This window comes from Micromonospora sicca (assembly GCF_003172935.1).
GTDB classification, from domain to species: Bacteria; Actinomycetota; Actinomycetes; order Mycobacteriales; family Micromonosporaceae; genus Micromonospora; species Micromonospora sicca.
The window spans coordinates 1-15,381 of the sequence record NZ_QGKS01000232.1 but is presented as its reverse complement, the minus strand read 5'-3'; the positions used below and the strand labels follow the sequence as shown (position 1 = coordinate 15,381).

Below are 15,381 nucleotides of genomic sequence, written 5' to 3'. Positions count from 1 at the left end.
GTCGAAGTGGAGGGGGGGGCCTCCGCCGGTTGCGGTCGGCGAAGACCGCCCCGCCCTGCCACCGCAGCCTCGATCGGCAGTACGACAGCAGGGCCGCGCCGGGGAGCGCGGAGGGTGAGGTCTCGGCGGCGATGCGAGACCGGTACGAGTGGCGCCAACCGACCGCAGCAGCACCGCATCACCGAGAGCGACGCTACCGATACCTCTCACCTCTGTCAACGCTCTCTTACCTGTCGAATCTCGCCAGTGCGCTTCCTGCTGCTTCCCTCTCAGTTGTTGCCGCTCTTTCAGCTGGTGCTCGATACTGGAAGGGCCAACCGACTGCAAGGGGCCTCCACGTGCCGATTCCGCCAACCATGGACGAGTTGATCAAGGATCTGCTGAAGCGGATCGAGGCGGGCGAGTTCCAGCCCGGGTCGCAGATACCGTCCACTCAAGAACTAGCTGATCACTACGACCTGTCGCTCTCGACGATTCACCGCGCCGTGGCGACGCTACGGGAGCAGGGTGTGCTGGTTGGCCGCCCGGGTCGCGGTGTCTTCGTTGCTGAGACCACCCGCCCCTGACCCGCACCGGCGAGCCGGTGAGTTGATCCGCGGCCCGGTCGGCAAACAGCCGTCCTAACCCTGTCACTGAAAGATCAAAACCTCGCTCGGCCGCGCTCCCGAGGTCTGAACGGGAACAACGGGGCGTTCGGGAGCGCTGCTGATCTTCCTCGCGTAAGGCTCACTCATGCCGCTGGCCGTGGGATCTTGCCACTCGTCTGCGGGAGCCAGCGCCAAGCATGTCCGTGACAGGACGCGACCGGTTGCCGGCGATGCCGGGCGAAGCGGTCCAAACTTTCGGTGCGTCTATCAAGGCGGCCCTGGACGGGCCGCACGCGCCGCCGCCTGGGCGCGCGCCGGCCGCTGCCGCTGTCGCTCTGCGGCCGCCACGCCTGACGCCCGGCGGCTGGCGCGGACAGCGGGGAGCCTGGAGGGCCGCCGCAGAACGATAGGCCGTTGGCCGGTGGTGTGGTGGGCCGGCAGCCGGCCGGGCCGCGCGGCCCGGACCGCGCGGCGTAGGGGAGCGGACGCCGGCACGGCAAAGCTGCCGAGCCTGAGCGCACGGAACGACACGTGGTGACATCGCTTGGCTACCACCACCAGGCTCCCCCGGCGAGGGTCGGGCTTAGCTGGACGTGCAAGCGGCGGCGCTGTCGACAGCAACGCTGACAGCAACCGCCCCGGACGCCGACGCACCAGCGAGACCAGGGATGGACGCTGCTCCGAGCTGACGGCCGCTCCCAGACGGGGACGGACGTCCCGCACACAGCTTACAAACGAGAGGTCAGGGGCGGCTCGGGTGCCCAGCGGCATCGTTGCTCAGTGCTTCTGCTTCCACCAGGCTGTGAGAACGGCAAGGAGGAAGAGGCAGGTATGGCCTGCGAAGACCAACAGACCAAACTCGACGATCGCGCCGACATCCACCGGCCGAATGTAGATGACTCGCCCGTTCTGGTCCACAACGTCCAGAGACGTCCCGGCCGCGTGGGGCACGCGGCACCCGGCTCGATCAGGGGCACAAGACACCGTCAAACCTTGTCGACCAGCGAGCAACCATGGCAACCTCAGACGCCCTGTGACCAGCTATCGAGCAAGGTCTTTGCTGGTGGGCCGAGCGCGGCACTAAGTTCCGCTTCAACGTCTGGCTCCGGACTAGGTGAGCATCCGGGTGGCGACGGGTGCAGCCAACACCGGACGTCCACGGACTCGGCGGACCCGTTCGGACGGGTCAGTCCTTCTGCTGGTGCAGCTCATCGACGGTCAGTGGCTCGCTCTGAACGAAGGATCGAACTCCGCCGGGGAGACGGCGGCCGGCGAGCTCAGCAACCATCGTGTCTGCGTCGTCGAACGACTCGACTGTGTGGAAGCCTTCACTGGCGTACAGCCTTGCGGCGAAGTTCGCCCGCTCCACGCTCAACGACACCGCCTGCAGGCCCCAATCGTGTGCGACGTACAGAACGGCGCGCAAGAGCGCCCGGCCCACACCGCGGTTGCGCCAGGATTCCACCACGCCGATGGTCAGCTCCGGCACGTCGTCACTCACGTACCCGTAGCCTGGATCGGCGGCGGTCAGGTATCGGCACCAGGCCGCGCCGACTGGCCGATCAGCCAAGTCCACCGCGATTACCCCGAAATCCCCCGGCTGCATCCAACCGGTGACATAGTGGGCCAGCTCGGGGTTCGTCAGGATCTCCTTGCGTGACCAGTTGCGCTCAGGCAGCCAGTTCATGGCCTCCATGAGCATGTCGACCAGGAAACCGCTGTCAGCCGAGGTGGCTGTACGGATGCTGAACTTCGTCACCGCCGAAGCCTCGCATACGGGACCGAGGCGAGACGAGAAGCGGTCCAGTCCGCAAGATCCGGAACATGCGCGGAATGATCAAGGATATCGCCGGCCCGCCAGTGTCCGTACATGCTGGCAGGAGGCGCGCCTGCGCGGTCAGTGCTAATCCCTTCCTAAACCGTGTGTCGCAGGGCCTCCAGCAAGGCAGGCTTGCAACCTTCGCGCGATGGGCAGGCATGCCGGTCAGCGTGCGAGCCTGTCTAGTGCGGCGGATATGGCGTCGTCGGGTGCGTCCGTTCGGACATGGCGGATGACGGCGCCGTCGGCGTTGACCAACGCGATCACGCCTGACTGCGCCGCATCGACCTCTGCCATGTCGAAGAACCAGACTGCGGGCCGAGGGATCGCGGCATAACCAACTGGAACGGTAACTTGGCCGGCCTCCTGCTCGATCTCCGCGATTGGTGCCGGGGCGTCTTTGGACCCGAACGGCTTCCATACCAGGCCAATGACGGCCGGCCGGGGACTGGTGGTCAGCGCAAGGACGCGCTGAATCCCTGTGAGCACGTGCGGCACGTCACCGACCACGACCACCACGGGCTTGCCGAGGTACGCCGCCCAACGGAGGTCACCGCCGCCGAGCCGGGCCACGGTGAAGTCAGGCACCTGCATATCCCCGACCGGTTCCGATCCCTCTTCGGGTTCCATGCGACCGGTGTCGTCCGGGTTCTTCCCGCAGGCAGCTTCGATGACATGCAGGGCCACGGTGTCCGGCGGCGGAAGCGCCGCACGGGAAAGCTCCGCACCTACCTTGCGCAGCTGCTCCGCCGCGGCGACGGCGGTCGCCGTGTCATCACCGGTCACGGCGACGGTGACCAGCGAGTCACCGGTGAGCAGGACGAGCGCACCGCCGAAATGCACGGCTGGGACGCCGCGGACCGGCGGCAGGCGCCTGCAACCGACGGCCATACTCCACGCTGAGAAGTCGAGCGGCTGATTGATGACGTCGACCGGGGGCGAACACCCGTCAACGGCCGCGAGACATGTCCCGTAGATCGCGTCGACCCGGCCGGTGTCGTCCGCGCCCACCTCGGTCAGCGGCTAATCACGGAACCGCGGGCCGAGGTAGTAGACCGGCCGTTCGGCCTCGGTGGCGATCTCGCTGAGACGCTCCTCAACCTGCTCGGGTTTGGGTGACGTGCCGGTCCCGCAACCGGCAACTGCAAACATCAACACGGCGGTCAGCCACATCGGCAGCGCCCGCCGACGCACCGTCATATACCGAAAGTAAGACCGCCCCCCCATGCGGGGAAGGACCGGAAGCTAGCGACTCATGTCGTAGTTGACGCGTGGTGGACAAGATGACGAGGGGCCCACCGGCTGGTGGGGCCCCTCTCGTCGCGTCTGAGGGGTCAAGAAGGCACCGCGCCAGCAGAAAATCAGCGAACGCTGTGGTGCGCGACCGACTCCAATGGTCACAGCCGGCATGACACCGAGGGCGGGACCACAGGGAACGACACCCGCTGAAAATGCCCGACAACATCGACCAGGCTCCCCGCAGCGGGGGTCAGATCCGGCCGGAGCGCTGGCGGGAACGCTGTCGACAGCCATGCTGAAGCAAAACAGTTGACGGCGGCGTCCCGCCGGATCTCCACCTGCACTGCGGGGCGGGTCCAGGCACCGGGAGCATGTCGACTGTGAGCGGCAGTTTGTCGCGGCGAGCCGCCCGGCGCTCCGGGATCTTGACTGTGGCACCGTCGCCGCGGACCGCACCCCTCCAGTAGCTGGCCGGGGCGCTCCAAGGCGATCTTCACCTCGCCCGGATCGGTTGGCCTCAGCCGCTTGGACTCGGAGTGTTCGTTGTCGAGTCGAGGAAGGCGCTGACGGCTGAGTCGTTTACGACATCAGGTCCATAGCGAGCACGAAGGACAGTCGGTCCCGGCGCGGTCTCCCCGAGGCTCATACAGTGATCGACTCCGTTTCCGGGGATATTGGGGTGTCGAGGCAACCCCGGACACCGCAACATCCCGCAGGCGGAGTCGTTCAGCGCGGGGTCAGTCGACCGTGGGGAGCTTCGGGCCGAGGACGTCGTCGGCGTCCACGATCGTGTACGCGTACCCCTGCTCGGCGAGGAAGCGCTGCCGGTGGGCGGCGTACTCGGTGTCGATGGTGTCCCGGGAGACCACGGTGTAGAAGTGCGCCTGCCGGCCGTCGGCCTTCGGCCGGAGCACCCGGCCGAGCCGCTGCGCCTCCTCCTGCCGGGAGCCGAAGGTGCCCGACACCTGGATCGCCACCGCCGCCTCGGGCAGGTCGATGGAGAAGTTGCCGACCTTGGAGATGACCAGCGTACGGAGCGGAACGCGTCGAAGAGCCGTTCCCGCTCCTTGTTGGTGGTGGAACCCTGGATGGTCGGGGCGTCCAGGTATTCCCCGAGCTGGTGCAGTTGGTCGATGTAGCCGCCGATGACCAGCACCTGGTCGTTCGGGTGCCGGTCCACCAGGGCCTTTACCACCGGCAGCTTGGTGCGGGCGGTGGCCGCCATCCGATCCCGCTCCTCGGCCTCCGCCGTCGCGTACGTCATCCGCTCGGCGTCGGTCAAGGTGACCCGTACCTCGGTGCACTCGGCCGGGGCGATCCAGCCCTGCGACTCGATGTCCTTCCACGGTGCGTCGTACCGCTTGGGGCCGATCAGGCTGAACACGTCGCCCTCCCGTATCAAAGTCGCGGTCAGGCCCAGCCGGCGGCGGGCCTGGAGGTTCGCGGTGAAGAGGGGTTGGTTGAAGGTCACCAAGGTGAGCGCCCGGCCCAGGATCGGATGATCCTGGGCCGGGCTGGGTTCGTCTGCGCGTTAGTCGAACGCGGCGGCGAACATGCCGGGCTGGTAGGAACCGCCCTGCTGGTGGACGATCACGGCGAGCCGGTTGGCTGCGTTGATCAGGGCGACCAGGGAGACCAGCGCGGCGATCTGGTCGTCGTCGTAGTGCTTGCGTACCTGGGCCCAGGTGTCGTCGGACACGCCCTGGTGGGCGTCGGCGAGCCGGGTGCCCTCTTCGGCGAGCGCCAGCGCGGCCCGCTCAGCCTCGGTGAAGACGGTGGACTCGCGCCAGGCGGCGACCAGGTGGAGCCGGACCGCCGTCTCGCCGGCGGCTGCGGCCTCCTTGGTGTGCATGTCGATGCACCAACCGCAGCCGTTGATCTGGCTGGCCCGCAGCGATACCAGCTCCTGCGTGGACTTCGGCAGCGGCGACTGCTGGATGACCATGCCGGCGTTGGCGAACCGCTTGAAGAACTTCATGGCGATCTCGTTGTCGAACATGTTGAATCGGGCGTCCATGGTTCCGTCCTTCACTCGTGGTGTTCGGTTGGACGAACATGAGATGCCGGCGATCGGAGCCCTGTGACGGCGCGGCCAGGTGACGGCCGCCACAGCCGGAGGTGTCACACGACGGCGGGGTCCGGCATCTGATGGACGACACAGTCGAGAGCGAACGGGAGTCACCCATGGTGGGCACGCCGCGGACCGCAGCCGACGATCGAGGCCGGGGCATCGGCCGTGACGACCGCCCGGATCCCGCCACCGAGGCGTTCCTCGCCCACCGCAACCTGCTGTTCACCGTCGCGTACGAGATGCTCGGCTCGGCCGCCGATGCGGAGGACATCCTTCAGGAGACGTGGTTGCGGTGGTCGGGCGTCGATCTCGGCACGGTGCGGGACCACCGCGCCTACCTTGTCCGGATCACCACCCGCCAGGCACTCGCCCGGCTGCGTACGCTCGGCCGCCGCAGAGAGTCCTACGTCGGCTCCTGGCTGCCCGAGCCGCTGCTCACCGCGCCCGACGTGGCCGAGGACGTCGCGTTGGCCGACAGCGTCTCGATGGCGATGCTGCTGGTGCTGGAGACGCTCGCGCCGACCGAACGGGCGGTGTTCGTGCTGCGCGAGGTGTTCGACGTCGGGTACGACGAGATCGCCGAAGCCGTCGACAAGAGCCCGGCCGCGGTCCGTCAGATCGCACACCGGGCACGGGCGCACGTCGCGGCGCGCCGGCCGCGCCGGGTCGTCTCGGCGGCCGAGACGCGGTACGCGCTCGATGCGTTCCAGTCGGCGGTCGAAACCGGCGATCTGCAGAGCCTGCTCGACATCCTCGCACCGGACGTCGTCCTTCTCGGCGACGGTGGTGGAGTCAAGCAGGCCATCCTGCGGCCCATCGTGGGAGCCGACAAGGTCGCACGCCTGCTGGCCGGCGGCTGGGGCCGGGTCGCCGACATCTCGTCGCTGCGGCCGGCGCAGGTCAATGGCTACCCGGCGCTGATCCTCCGGCTCGACGGAGAGCTCGACACCGTCCTGGCCGTGCGCATCGACGACGGCCTCATCGCCGGACTCTACGCGGTGCGTAATCCCGAGAAGCTGTCGCACATGAAGCGGGAGACCGTCCTGAGCCGCTGAGTCGGCAGCGGACACGCGGCCGGCTGATTCGTTTACGACATCAGCTCAAAAGCGTGTGAGACAGACACCTGCGCCGGGCCGCGCGTCAGTCCACGCTCGGGAGCTTCGGGCCGAGGAAGGCGTCAAACAGGGTCGTGGTGCCGGGAGACCGGATCAAGCAGCGGCGATTTCCCGGTCCTGCTTGAGCGCGGCTCTCCCGCCCTTGCTGGTCTTGCCGGCATCGCCGGCCGCACCCCTCTTCGGTGCCAGCTGCGACACGCGCTGCGGGGAGATACCAAGAAGCACGCCCGCGTCGCGGACCGTGTAGCCCTTCGCGAGTAGTGCGCGTGCGGCAGTGACCGTCGCCTCGTCGGCGGACTCCTCGGCCTTGCGCAGGGCGCTCCGGGCCTTGCGGGCGCGGGTCACCTCTTCCGGCAGGTCGGGCTGCACGTCGACATCGAAGCTGTGCGGGTCGACGTCGAGCATGAGGGCGATGGCTTCACGTGCCATTCCTTCGACCTGGTCGAGACGACGAGCCTGAGAGAACACGCCCTTGATCTCCGGCACGGTGATCGCCCACCAGGCACCCGAGCGTGCGCATCTGACCGTGTACTTCATCGACGAGCGCCCCCTTCACCTCAAGCCCAGGCTGCGCAGGATACCCCGCGCGGTGAGTTCGTTGATCTCCTTGTGTCGTGGTATGACGACGTTCTGCGGGCCGTATCGGTAGATCGTGTGGCTGCCACCCTCTCGGACCTTCTCGAAGGTCACGCCAGCATCGGCAGCCGCCTTGCTGATCTTGTTGATCAGGTCAACCCGCTTCACGCCGCGAGTCTAGTCTACTAGATGGATTAAGTAGAGCATCCTAGACGACAGTGAAGGCCCAGACTATGTTCAAGGCGCCTTCGGGACGAGCCGCTGAGAGGCCGTGTGATGCAGTCCGACGCCCGTCCCGACACCACGCGCTACACCTACCGGGTCACCTGGTCGGCCGAGGATCACGAATTCGTCGCCACCTGCGCCGAGTTCCCGTCCCTCTCCTGGCTCGCGCCTTCCCGGATCGAAGCTTTGCAGGGGCTTGAAAAACTGCTTCGCGAGGTCATCGCCGACATGAAGAAGCAGGCGACGCCGTGAGCCTCCTCGGGAGGCTCCGCATCGCCTGACGGGTACAGTCAGTCGACAGTCGGCAGCTTCGGGCCAAGGACGTCGTCGGCGTCCACGATCGTGTACGCGTACCCCTGCTCGGCGAGGAAGCGCTGCCGGTGGGCGGCGTACTCGGTGTCGATGGTGTCCCGGGAGACCACGGTGTAGAAGTGCGCCTGCCGGCCGTCGGCCTTCGGCCGGAGCACCCGGCCGAGCCGCTGCGCCTCCTCCTGCCGGGAGCCGAAGGTGCCCGACACCTGGATCGCCACCGCCGCCTCGGGCAGGTCGATGGAGAAGTTGCCGACCTTGGAGATGACCAGCGTGCGCAGCTCACCGGAGCGGAACGCGTCGAACAGCCGTTCCCGCTCCTTGTTGGTGGTGGAACCCTGGATGATCGGGGCGTCCAGGTATTCCCCGAGCTGGTGCAGCTGGTCGATGTACGCGCCGATCACCAGCGTCTGGTCGCCCTTGTGCCGGTCCACCAGCGCGCGAACCACCGGCAGCTTGGTGCGGGCGGTCGCCGCCATCCGGTACCGCTCCTCGGCCTCCGCCGTCGCGTACGTCATCCGCTCCGCGTCGGTCAGGGTCACCCGTACCTCGGTGCACTCGGCCGGGGCGATCCAGCCCTGCGACTCGATGTCCTTCCACGGCGCGTCGTACCGCTTCGGGCCGATCAGGCTGAACACGTCGCCCTCCCGGCCGTCCTCGCGGACCAGCGTCGCCGTCAGCCCCAGCCGACGGCGGGCCTGGAGGTCCGCGGTGAACCGGAAGATCGGCGCGGGCAGCAGGTGCACCTCGTCGTAGATGACCAGACCCCAGTCGCGGGCGCCGAACAGGTCCAGGTGGGTGAACGCGCCGCCGCGCCGCGAGGTGAGCACCTGGTACGTGGCGATGGTGACCGGGCGGATCTCCTTGCGCTCGCCCGAGTACTCGCCGATCTCGTCCTCGGTGAGCGAGGTGCGGGCGACCAGCTCCCGCTTCCACTGCCGGCCGGCGACCGTGTTGGTCACCAGGATCAGCGTGGTCGCCTTCGCCTCGGCCATCGCCGCCGCCCCAACCAGCGTCTTGCCCGCGCCGCAGGGCAGCACCACCACGCCCGACCCGCCGGCCCAGAACGCCTCCACGGCCTCCAGCTGGTACGACCGCAGCGTCCACGGCTTGCGCCCGTCCTTGCCGGCCTCGGCCAGCTCGATCGGGTGCGCCTCGCCGTCGACGTACCCGGCCAGGTCCTCCGCCGGCCAGCCCAGCTTGAGCAGCGCCTGCTTCAGCCGGCCCCGCTCCGACGGGTGCACCTGGATCGTGTCGTCGTCGATCCTGTCGCCGAGCATGCCGGCGAGCTTCTTGCTCTTGGCGACCTCGACCAGCACCAGCCGGTCCAGGGCGCGCAGCACCAGGCCGTGCGCCGGGTCGTTGGCGAGCTGGAGCCGGCCGTACCGGTCCATCGTCTCGGCCACGTCCACCAGCAGCCCGTGCGGCACCGGGTAGCGGGAGTACTTGATCAGCGTGTCCACCACGCCCTCGGCGTCGTGGCCCGCCGCCCGGGCGTTCCACAGCCCCAGCGGCGTCAGCCGGTAGGTGTGCACGTGCTCGGGGGAGCGCTCCAGCTCCGCGAACGGCGCGATCGCCATCCGGCAGGCCTGCGCGTCCGGGTGGTCGATCTCCAGCAACAGAGTCTTGTCCGACTGCACGATCAGTGGTCCACCGCTCACGCCAGCGTCCTCTCCCTTGCCGGATTTTCCCGCCCGTCGGCCGGCTGACCTGCCGAAGGCGGACCATCCAGTGTTGCACGCGGGAAGGTGACCGGAAAAAGTCACGCGCGACAGGCAACGTGACGGTCCTCCCACACGTCTAGCAAGCGGGACAACTGTCCAAGGGGAGGGCCGATGCTGCGTGTCCGGATTGCCGCTCGAGTCGTCGCCCTGGGAGCGGTCCTGCTGGTCGGCGTCGGTGCGTGCGCGCTCGATCCGCGGGGCGACGGATCCGGCGCTGCCGCGCCGGCCCCCGTCGGCCTGACGGAACGGGCATCGGGGGCGAGCGCGACGCCCGCGCCGGACCCGACCACCGGTCGTCCGACTCCGCAGCCGAGCCGGACGACCACGCCGAAGCCGAGCCGGACGGCGAAGCCGAGCGCCACGCCGAAGCCGAGCAGCTCGGGCTTCACCGGCTGCCCGCAGGGGGACCGGCAGCGGGACGTGGAGACGTACCTGGCCCGGCTGGGCGGATTCGGGAAGCTGACCGTGGACGGGAAGCAGTCCGCCGGCGACTGCGCCGCGATCAAGCGGTTCCAGCGCCGGTACGGGATCAGCCCGGCCGAGGGCCGCGCCGGCCCCACCACGTACGACGTGGCGCGGCGGCTCGCCACCACCGACGTACGCCGCTGCCGGGCCGGCTCCGGGCTGACCTTCTGCGTCGACCTGACCCGGCAGACGGTCTGGGCGATGCGCGGCGGCAAGGTGGTGCTCGGCCCCACCGTCACCCGCACCGGCATGGCCGGGTACGCGACCCCGGCCGGCACGTACCACGTCGGCGGGCGGAACCTGCGCGAGTGGTCCAACCCGTACGAGGTGTGGCTGCCGTACTGGCAGCAGTTCAACGGCGGGATCGGCTTCCACGAGACCACGACCTACCTGCACAACGGGGCGATCGGCTCGCACGGCTGCGTGAACCTGCTGCACGCCGACGCGGTCCGGCTCTGGGAACTGGGCTCCATCGGCACCCGGGTGGTCGTCCTCGGCCGCCGCCCCGGCACCTGAGGTCGACCCGAGGCGTGACCGGGCCGACCGGATCGGGGTTTTATCCCCTGTCACCGCCGTCCGCCGGGTGACACGCTGGAGGTCAGGTCCGGACCGGACGGGGGTGGGAGATGACGGTCGACCACGAGGCGATCCCCGACGACGACCGGGCACCGGCCCCCGAGGTCTCCACGGCCGCCCTGGTCGGCTACGCGGCGGCCGCCGTCGGCCTGGTCGGCTGGTTCCTCTTCGGGCTGCTCGTGCAGCGCCAGGGCTTCGTGGACTCGGTCGGCGAGTCGGCCGGCGCCGGGTTCGCGCTGCTGCTGGCCGTCTCGGTGATCGGCACGGTCCGGCGCAACGGACGCTGACCCCGGCGGCTCAGTCCTCCAGCACCGCCGCCGTGATCCGGTGCAGCGCGAAGGTGTGCAGCATCTCCGTCCGCTCGTCCTCGGCGCGCAGGTAACCCGCCCCCATCGACACCGGCCGGACCAGCCGGGACGCGGTCGCCCCGTGCGCGTCGACGTACCCGACCCAGACCAGCGCCCTGTCGCGGACCGCCTGCTGGAGCACCGCCAGCGCCTCGCTGTGCCCGTGCGCGGGCGCCGGCCCGGTGCGCGCCGCGGCGCCGCGGACCACCGCCGGGGCCCGCCGGGCCGCCCGCGCCGCCGCCTCGCCGCGCCGGATCTGCTCCACCACGCCGCGCAGCCGGGGCAGCGCCAGCTTCGGCGCCGCCAGCGGGTCGAGGGCGCGCGTCGACACCGGCACCCGGGCCGGCGCCCGCCGGGTCTTCGGCCGGGCCAGCACCGCCGCACCGCTGGCATCCTCCGGCACCGGCGCGTAGCCGCCGTCGCGCAGCGCGATCAGCATCCGCCCCACCTGATACGGGGTGGAGAGCACCGTCGGCGCCAGCCGGCGGAACGCCAGCGACTCCAACCGCCGGTCGGCCAGCACCTCGGTGAGCAGCGCCTCGTCGTCGCTGCGCACGTAGCCGCCGGCGGAGCCGACCCGCAGCCCGCCGTGCTTGCGCGCCACGTCGTCCACCAGGTACGTCAGGCCCTGCGGGATCGGGGTCCGCGACCGGCGGCGGAACAGCTTGTGCAGGTCGTCGGCCGAGTAGCCGGCGTCCAGGGCCCGCCGGACGCTGGCCGTGGTGACCCGGTGCACGCTCGCCCCGCCCGCCGACTCGTGCTCGGCCACCACCTCCAGTTCGGCGGCGAGCGCCGGGTCGGGCGGGCCGGGCACCACCACGGTCAGGTCGGCCTGCACCAGGAAGTGGTCGACCGGGGCGGGGAGCAGGGCGTCCAGCGCGCGGACCGCGGTGGACGGCTCGCCCGACTCGGCCTCGGAGCGCAGCCCGAGCGGGTCGTCCGCGCCCCGCTCGTCGGCCTCGGTCACGTCGGACAGCAGCAGCCGCCCGTACGAGGTGAGCGCGCCGAGCCCAGTCACGCCGAGCTGGGCCGCCTCGGCCAGCACCTCCCGGTGCGCGGTCTCCCGGCCCCGGCTGCGCCGCGGCGCCCGCCAGTCCAGCACCTCCAGCATCTCGTCGGCGGTGGGCGCGGTCGCCGGTTCCAGGTCGGCCAGCACCCCCAGCACGGCCCGGCGGGCGGCCGGCGCGCCGGCCCGTTCCGCCTCGGCGGAGAGCACCGAGATCGGGCGGTCCCGGTCGTCCCGCTGGCCCACCAGGCCCACCTGACGGGTCATGGTCAGCCAGGCCCGGGCCAGCTGCTCCCAGCGCTGCGCGAGCGAACTGGCCCGCCACACCTCGTACCCGCCGGTGGGCAGGACCTGCTGGTCGCCGCCGTGCCGGGTGGTGGCGCTGCCGGTCAGGTCCAGTTCCCCGAGCAGCCCGGCCGCGTACGCCACCTCGAAGAGCAGCGCGGTGGTCGCGTCGTCCAGGCCGAGTCCCCGGGCCAGCCGGCGCAGGTCGCGGACGCCGACGCCGCCGGAGCGGAGCACCGGGGCCGGCTCGGCGGCGAGCGCCTCCAGCAGCCCCTCGGTGTGCCGGACCACCTCCATGGTCTGCCCGGCACCGGCGGAGTCGACGGCCTTCGGCTCACGCGGCGGGCTGGACACCACGGGCGGGCTGGTGCGCAGCGGGCCGAGCGGGCCGCTGTCCCGGCGCAGCAGCAGGCCCACCTCGCGGGGAAGTTCGACGGTGCCGCCGTCCTTGCCGCCCGAGATCCGCACGAGCAGCCGGTGGTCGACCAGCCAGCGGATCGGGGAGCCGGTCGGTGCGCCGCCGTTGGTGGCGTCCGGGGGCAGGCTGTCCTCCGCGCCGACCGCGGGGGCCTGCAGCGCGCCCGGGGGCACGCTGCCCACCGGCGGGCCGGCCGCGAGCCGGTCCAGGATCGCCCGCGCGGAGGGGGGTGCGGCCAGCAGTGTCCGGCGCAGCTTCGCCGGGTCCGCGCAGAGGGCCGCCGCGCGCGGGTCCAGCTCCGCGGCCGGTCGGCCCAACCCGGCCGGGTACGGGGCCACCTCGTCGACGCCGCCCACCACGCGCAGGTCGTGTTCGGGGCCGTACAGCAGGAAGAGCGCGCGGAGCCGGTTCACCGCGGCGCGGACGGCCGTCGGGGCGGTCGGGTGCGGGCCGGCGGTGGCCATCGCCAGGATCGCGTCGGTGGCGGTGCTCCCGGACTCGGGGTCGCGGGTGAGCCGGGCGGCGTCGAGGATCTGGAGGGTGAACTGGTCCAGCCCGTCCAGGGCGCGGGCCACGGAGACCCGGGACTGAGCGCGGATGGCCAGGGCGGAGATGTCGGCCGGCACCGGCACGACGAGGTCCGGCCGCAGTTGGAGCAGGGCGGCGAGGGACTCGTCGGGGAGGGTCCGCAACTGGTCGGCGAGTGAGGTGGTCATCGTCGTTCCACGCTAGCCCGGCCGGGGGCCGTCCCGCCCCTCGGACGTCCGGCTCAGCCGGGTTGGGCGGGTACGTTCTCGGCATGCCTGCTCTGATGGTCGGATTCGACCTCGACATGACCCTGGTCGACTCGCGTCCCGGGATCGCGGCGGCCTACCGGGCCCTGACCGCGCGGACCGGCGTGTACGTGGACGCCGACGCGGCGGTGTCCCGGCTGGGCCCGCCGCTGCGTACCGAGATCGGCCGGTGGTTCCCGCCGGAGCGGGTGGAGGAGGCGGTGACCGCATACCGGGAGCTGTACCCGGCGTACGCGATCACGCCGACCCTGCCGATGCCCGGCGCGGAGGCGGCGATCGACGCCGTGCACGCGCGCGGCGGCCGGGTCATGGTGGTGACCTCGAAGATCGGCCGGCTGGCGAAGCTGCACCTGGACCACCTCGGCCTGGCGGTCGACGAGCTGGCCGGGGACCTGTTCGCGGCGGAGAAGGCGACCGCGCTGCGGGAGCACGGGGGCACCCTCTATGTCGGGGATCACGTGGCGGACATGGCGGCGGCGCAGGCGGCGGGCATCCCGGGCGTGGGAGTGGCGACCGGTCCCTGCTCGCCGGCGGAGTTGTCGGCCGCCGGGGCGTACCTGGTGCTGGACGATCTCACCGGATTCCCGGCGGCGCTGGACCGGATCATCGGGCTAGTGCTCTGATCACAAACGTTGGCCGGGTGGGTCGGGTTCGGAAATGTCGTAGGGGTGGTGTTGGCTTCGGTTCGTGCCTCGTCGTCGGGATCCCGCCGGGCCGCGGGTCGTGCATCGCACCGCGCGCGTCGCCTTGCGGGTGACGGCCGGCCAGCGGCGGCGGTGCTTCGGGCTGCTGCGCTCCGCCGGTGACGTGTGGGCATGCGTGCTGGAGGTCAACGCGTGGCGGCGCCGCCGCCGAGACGTACCCCTGTCCGGTTACCAGGAGTTGTGCCGGGAGTTGGCGACGTCCGGGCCGGGCACGTTCGCGGAACTGAACTCCGTCGGTGCCCGGTCGGTGTTGCGCCGGTTTTCGGATGCGTGGTTCGCGGCGGCGAAACGCCGCAGCGCCGGTGGCGTGTCGGCGCGTTTTCCGCGTCGGCGGCGGGGGTTGGTGCCGGTGCGCTGGTATCACGGCACGTTCACCCTGGACGGGCACCGAGTGCGAATCCCGACCGCGAAAGGCTTTGCGCCTTTGTGGGTGCGCCTGGCCAGGGCGGTGCCGTACCCGGCCGAGCAGGTCCGCTCGATCACCCTGCTGTGTGAGGGTGGCCGCCTGTTCCTCGACGTGACCGCCGAGGTGCCGGTGGCCGTGTACCCGGCCGGTGAACAACCGGACCCGGGCCGGGTGGCCGGGGTGGACCTGGGGATCATCCACCCGTACGCGGTGGCCGGCCCCGACGGGGAGGGGCTGTTGGTGTCCGGGCGGGCGATCCGCGCCGAGCACCGCATGCACCTGGCCGACACCAAAGCCCGCCGCCGTGCGGTGGCCGGGCGGGCGCCGAAGCCGGGCCAGAAGGGGTCCCGGCGGTGGCGGCAGTACCGTCGCCGGGCACGCCTGGCGGAGGGCCGGCACCGGCGCCGGGTCCGTCAGGCGCAGCATGAGGCCGCCCGCACGGTTGTTTCCTGGGCGGTGGGGCAGCGGGTCGGTGTGCTGCACGTCGGCGATCCTCGCGGGGTGCTGAATCTGCCGGCGGGGCGGCGGCACAACCTGCGGTTGCGGCAGTGGCAGATCGGCCGGCTCCTGCAGGTCCTCACCGACAAGGCCACCCTGGCCGGGATCACCGTCCGGCTGGTCGACGAACGGGGCACCTCCTCCACCTGCCCCGCCTGCCACCGCCGGGTGCCGAAACCCCGCGGCCGGACCCTGTCCTGCCCGCACTGCGTATTCT

General features: G+C 70.9%; 15 protein-coding genes and 1 pseudogene. 7 read left to right on the top strand and 9 right to left on the bottom strand.

The genetic code is table 11. The features are described from left to right. Window positions 1-338: 338 nt before the first annotated feature. Window positions 339-566, top strand: a complete 228-nt coding sequence (locus DKT69_RS16205) for a winged helix-turn-helix domain-containing protein (protein ID WP_201749694.1) — start codon at window positions 339-341, stop codon at window positions 564-566. Window positions 567-1,773: 1,207 nt separating this feature from the next. Here the strand turns inward: DKT69_RS16205 and DKT69_RS16200 are convergent. From DKT69_RS16200 to DKT69_RS16180, 5 genes and pseudogenes are all read right to left on the bottom strand, one after another. Then, window positions 1,774-2,346, bottom strand: coding sequence for a GNAT family N-acetyltransferase (locus tag DKT69_RS16200; protein WP_201749692.1), 573 nt, complete (start codon window positions 2,344-2,346; stop codon window positions 1,774-1,776). Window positions 2,347-2,571: 225 nt separating this feature from the next. Continuing rightward, a complete protein-coding gene (locus DKT69_RS16195) occupies window positions 2,572-3,417 on the bottom strand; it encodes a hypothetical protein (RefSeq protein WP_109802379.1) in 846 nt (281 codons plus the stop codon). A 12-nt stretch (window positions 3,418-3,429) separates the two neighbouring features. Then, complete coding sequence (locus DKT69_RS38350; protein ID WP_161557857.1) at window positions 3,430-3,606, bottom strand: hypothetical protein; 177 nt, start codon at window positions 3,604-3,606, stop codon at window positions 3,430-3,432. A gap of 776 nt (window positions 3,607-4,382) precedes the next feature. Continuing rightward, window positions 4,383-5,095: pseudogene (locus DKT69_RS16185) on the bottom strand (helicase-related protein); the annotation flags it as partial. Between the two features lie 81 nt (window positions 5,096-5,176). Continuing rightward, a complete protein-coding gene (locus tag DKT69_RS16180; RefSeq protein ID WP_109802377.1) occupies window positions 5,177-5,662 on the bottom strand; it encodes a carboxymuconolactone decarboxylase family protein in 486 nt (161 codons plus the stop codon). A gap of 131 nt (window positions 5,663-5,793) precedes the next feature. On the opposite strand from DKT69_RS16180, the gene DKT69_RS16175 reads away from it, so the two are divergent. After that, window positions 5,794-6,771 carry an RNA polymerase sigma-70 factor gene (locus tag DKT69_RS16175; RefSeq protein ID WP_201749691.1) on the top strand — a complete coding sequence of 326 codons (978 nt, stop codon included), beginning with the start codon at window positions 5,794-5,796 and terminating at the stop codon, window positions 6,769-6,771. A gap of 153 nt (window positions 6,772-6,924) precedes the next feature. On the opposite strand, the gene DKT69_RS16170 is transcribed toward DKT69_RS16175, so the two are convergent. Both DKT69_RS16170 and DKT69_RS16165 read right to left on the bottom strand, forming a co-directional pair. Beyond that, a complete protein-coding gene (locus DKT69_RS16170; RefSeq protein ID WP_201749690.1) occupies window positions 6,925-7,368 on the bottom strand; it encodes a type II toxin-antitoxin system HicB family antitoxin in 444 nt (147 codons plus the stop codon). 15 nt (window positions 7,369-7,383) lie between these two features. Then, the gene (locus DKT69_RS16165; protein WP_109802376.1) at window positions 7,384-7,575 is read right to left on the bottom strand and encodes a type II toxin-antitoxin system HicA family toxin; all 192 of its coding nucleotides are present in this window, start codon (window positions 7,573-7,575) and stop codon (window positions 7,384-7,386) included. 108 nt (window positions 7,576-7,683) lie between these two features. Here DKT69_RS16165 and DKT69_RS16160 point away from each other — a divergent pair, with 108 nt between their 5' ends. Continuing rightward, window positions 7,684-7,884 (top strand): hypothetical protein, encoded by a 201-nt coding sequence (locus DKT69_RS16160; protein ID WP_236647953.1) that lies wholly within the window; start codon window positions 7,684-7,686, stop codon window positions 7,882-7,884. A gap of 38 nt (window positions 7,885-7,922) precedes the next feature. On the opposite strand, the gene DKT69_RS16155 is transcribed toward DKT69_RS16160, so the two are convergent. Then, window positions 7,923-9,602 carry a DNA repair helicase XPB gene (locus DKT69_RS16155; RefSeq protein ID WP_109802375.1) on the bottom strand — a complete coding sequence of 560 codons (1,680 nt, stop codon included), beginning with the start codon at window positions 9,600-9,602 and terminating at the stop codon, window positions 7,923-7,925. Window positions 9,603-9,776: 174 nt separating this feature from the next. Between DKT69_RS16155 and DKT69_RS16150 the strand changes: the two genes are divergently transcribed. Together DKT69_RS16150 and DKT69_RS16145 are read left to right on the top strand one after the other, a co-directional pair. Beyond that, window positions 9,777-10,646 (top strand): L,D-transpeptidase family protein, encoded by an 870-nt coding sequence (locus tag DKT69_RS16150; protein WP_109802374.1) that lies wholly within the window; start codon window positions 9,777-9,779, stop codon window positions 10,644-10,646. A 110-nt stretch (window positions 10,647-10,756) separates the two neighbouring features. Further along, window positions 10,757-10,993 (top strand): hypothetical protein, encoded by a 237-nt coding sequence (locus tag DKT69_RS16145; RefSeq protein ID WP_109802373.1) that lies wholly within the window; start codon window positions 10,757-10,759, stop codon window positions 10,991-10,993. 10 nt (window positions 10,994-11,003) lie between these two features. Here DKT69_RS16145 and DKT69_RS16140 read toward each other — a convergent pair whose 3' ends face one another. Then, window positions 11,004-13,478 (bottom strand): helicase-associated domain-containing protein, encoded by a 2,475-nt coding sequence (locus DKT69_RS16140; RefSeq protein WP_109802372.1) that lies wholly within the window; start codon window positions 13,476-13,478, stop codon window positions 11,004-11,006. An 83-nt stretch (window positions 13,479-13,561) separates the two neighbouring features. On the opposite strand from DKT69_RS16140, the gene DKT69_RS16135 reads away from it, so the two are divergent. Further along, window positions 13,562-14,179 carry an HAD family hydrolase gene (locus DKT69_RS16135; RefSeq protein WP_109802371.1) on the top strand — a complete coding sequence of 206 codons (618 nt, stop codon included), beginning with the start codon at window positions 13,562-13,564 and terminating at the stop codon, window positions 14,177-14,179. Between the two features lie 100 nt (window positions 14,180-14,279). Further along, a partial coding sequence (locus DKT69_RS37775) for an RNA-guided endonuclease InsQ/TnpB family protein (RefSeq protein ID WP_161557856.1) occupies window positions 14,280-15,381 on the top strand: 1,102 nt, incomplete at its 3' end.

What these genes read in the sequence shown, in the direction of transcription:
- DKT69_RS16170 (WP_201749690.1), bottom strand. Translation starts at nt 7,368, where the DNA reads ATGAAGTACACGGTCAGATGCGCACGCTCGGGTGCCTGGTGGGCGATC.
- DKT69_RS16175 (WP_201749691.1), top strand. Translation starts at nt 5,794, where the DNA reads ATGGACGACACAGTCGAGAGCGAACGGGAGTCACCCATGGTGGGCACG.
- DKT69_RS16140 (WP_109802372.1), bottom strand. Translation starts at nt 13,478, where the DNA reads ATGACCACCTCACTCGCCGACCAGTTGCGGACCCTCCCCGACGAGTCC.
- DKT69_RS38350 (WP_161557857.1), bottom strand. Translation starts at nt 3,606, where the DNA reads ATGACGGTGCGTCGGCGGGCGCTGCCGATGTGGCTGACCGCCGTGTTG.
- DKT69_RS16180 (WP_109802377.1), bottom strand. Translation starts at nt 5,662, where the DNA reads ATGGACGCCCGATTCAACATGTTCGACAACGAGATCGCCATGAAGTTC.
- DKT69_RS16150 (WP_109802374.1), top strand. Translation starts at nt 9,777, where the DNA reads ATGCTGCGTGTCCGGATTGCCGCTCGAGTCGTCGCCCTGGGAGCGGTC.
- DKT69_RS16160 (WP_236647953.1), top strand. Translation starts at nt 7,684, where the DNA reads ATGCAGTCCGACGCCCGTCCCGACACCACGCGCTACACCTACCGGGTC.
- DKT69_RS16135 (WP_109802371.1), top strand. Translation starts at nt 13,562, where the DNA reads ATGCCTGCTCTGATGGTCGGATTCGACCTCGACATGACCCTGGTCGAC.
- DKT69_RS16145 (WP_109802373.1), top strand. Translation starts at nt 10,757, where the DNA reads ATGACGGTCGACCACGAGGCGATCCCCGACGACGACCGGGCACCGGCC.